Below are 504 nucleotides of genomic sequence, written 5' to 3'. Positions count from 1 at the left end.
GGGAGTAAATGTGACCTTTCGAACTCTATGGCTGATTTCGCTGCTGTTGTTAACGGGTTGCTCAGATTACCAATGGGGCTGGTATGTACTCGACCCGTCAACGGAACAAGGGATAACCAACCTGAAGTTTTTAGTCGCGGGGTTTAATGACACCATTCAAGTGTCACTCTTGAGTATGTGTTTTGCCATGACACTTGGGCTGCTGATTGCGTTGCCTGCACTTTCTCGCTCCCCAACGCTCAAATGGATGAATCGCATCTACGTTGAGGTGATCCGCTCAATCCCAGTATTGGTGTTGCTCTTATGGGTTTACTACGGCATGCCAACGCTGCTCGATGTCTCTCTCAATCATTTTTGGGCGGGGGTAATTGCATTGACTATCGCTGAAAGTGCGTTTATGGCAGAAGTATTTCGCGGTGGGATTCAAGCGATCAACCGAGGTCAACATGAAGCGGCAGAATCACTTGGTTTGAATTATTGGCAGAAGATGCGCTTGGTGATTCT

The 504-nt window shown here is 47.8% G+C and carries 1 protein-coding gene; it reads left to right on the top strand.

What is annotated here, in order from left to right:
• Positions 1-10: 10 nt before the first annotated feature.
• A partial coding sequence (locus R7Q48_RS31565) for an amino acid ABC transporter permease (protein ID WP_318134421.1) occupies positions 11-504 on the top strand: 494 nt, incomplete at its 3' end.

This window comes from Vibrio sp. 378, from assembly GCF_033339435.1.
The sequence above is the reverse complement of the archived record's forward strand: the minus strand, read 5'-3'. Positions and strand labels throughout refer to the sequence as shown.